The organism is Blautia sp. HCP3S3_D9 (assembly GCF_052063845.1).
Classification (GTDB): Bacteria; Bacillota; Clostridia; order Lachnospirales; family Lachnospiraceae; genus Blautia_A.
On sequence record NZ_JBQHWS010000267.1, the window covers coordinates 1 to 1,487 of the forward strand.

Genomic DNA, 1,487 nt, shown 5'->3' on the forward strand with positions numbered 1-1,487 from the left:
GTGAACGATTCGTTTCGCAAAGAGCCGGATGCGGGAAAACCGCACGTCCGGAGTTCTGTGAGGGGTGTACGACCGTAAGGGGTGCTCCTACTCGACCTATGAGGTACGAATAAAATGAATAAACACGTCCTTAAAGTTCTCTAAAGAAATCATAAAAGTTGTTCTAATCAACATATCGAAGTTAAGATTGCTATTTACCGTCTCCTCAACCTGATGAAGCATTCCAGACTGAAGTATAATTCTGCAACATCTGCCTTCTGCTGGACAGTGACAAACTATGAGCATTTTACAAGATCACAATGTCAGGCCCTATGATGTGCATAAAAATAAAATATGAAGCGGTCCCCATGATGCAAATCCAATATACCGCTTTACGCAAAAAAGGTTTCATGTTATCATTATCTCATCAAAAGTTCTGATAATTTGAAACCTTTTTTGCAATTATTTAAAGAAATGGATGTGTGTCAATATGGGAATGTTCGTTAATCCTGATAATCTGGCATTTCAGGCAGCTTTGAATGCAAGGATCTATGTTGATAAAAGTGGAATCCTCAATTATACAAACAGTGTTCTGGGGTCAACAGATGCTTTTATATGCAATAGTCGTCCAAGAAGATTTGGAAAATCTGTTACTGCAAATATGCTTACAGCGTATTACAGCAAAGGATGCAATTCAGAAGAAATGTTTTCCAGGCTGGAAATCAGTCAGGCTGAAGATTTCAGAAAGCATCTGAATCAGTATGATGTGATTCATTGGGATATTCAATGGTGCATGGGGCCTGCCAATGGTCCTGAGAAAGTTGTTTCTTATATTTCAGAAAAGACAATTTCAGAATTGAGAGGATATTATCCTGATGTACTTCCGGCAGAGAATCATTCCCTGGCAGAGACACTGGCACGGATCAATACTGTAACTGGCAGAAAGTTTATTGTGATTATTGATGAATGGGATGTTCTGATTCGTGATGAAGCTGCAAAAGAGGATATCCAGAATGAGTATATCCGTTTCTTACGTGGTATTTTCAAAGGGACAGAGCCTACAAAGTATATTCAGCTTGCATATCTTACAGGTATTTTGCCAATTAAAAAGGAAAAAACTCAGTCTGCCTTAAACAATTTTGATGAATTTACCATGGTAAGTCCAAGTATTCTGGCGCAGTATATCGGATTTACGGAAGCTGAAGTACAAAAGTTATCCGATAAGTACCATCAGGATTTTGATAAGGTAAAGAAATGGTATGATGGATATCTGCTGAAAGATTACCAGGTTTATAATCCCAGAGCTGTTGTCAGCGTAATGCTGAAGGGAGAATATAAGAGTTACTGGTCGGAAACAGCTTCTTATGAAGCAATTGTGCCTTTTATCAACATGAATTATGATGGCTTGAAAACAGCGATCATAGAAATGCTTTCCGGATCATCTGTCAAAGTTAATACAGCAACATTCAAAAATGATACTGTTAATATTCAAAGTAAAGATGATGTAC

1 protein-coding gene is annotated in these 1,487 nt (G+C 37.9%); it reads left to right on the forward strand.

The window, feature by feature from the left end:
- Nucleotides 1-469: 469 nt before the first annotated feature.
- On the forward strand, nt 470-1,487 hold a 1,018-nt coding region (locus tag ACTNES_RS20785), incomplete at its 3' end, for an AAA family ATPase (protein WP_441040568.1).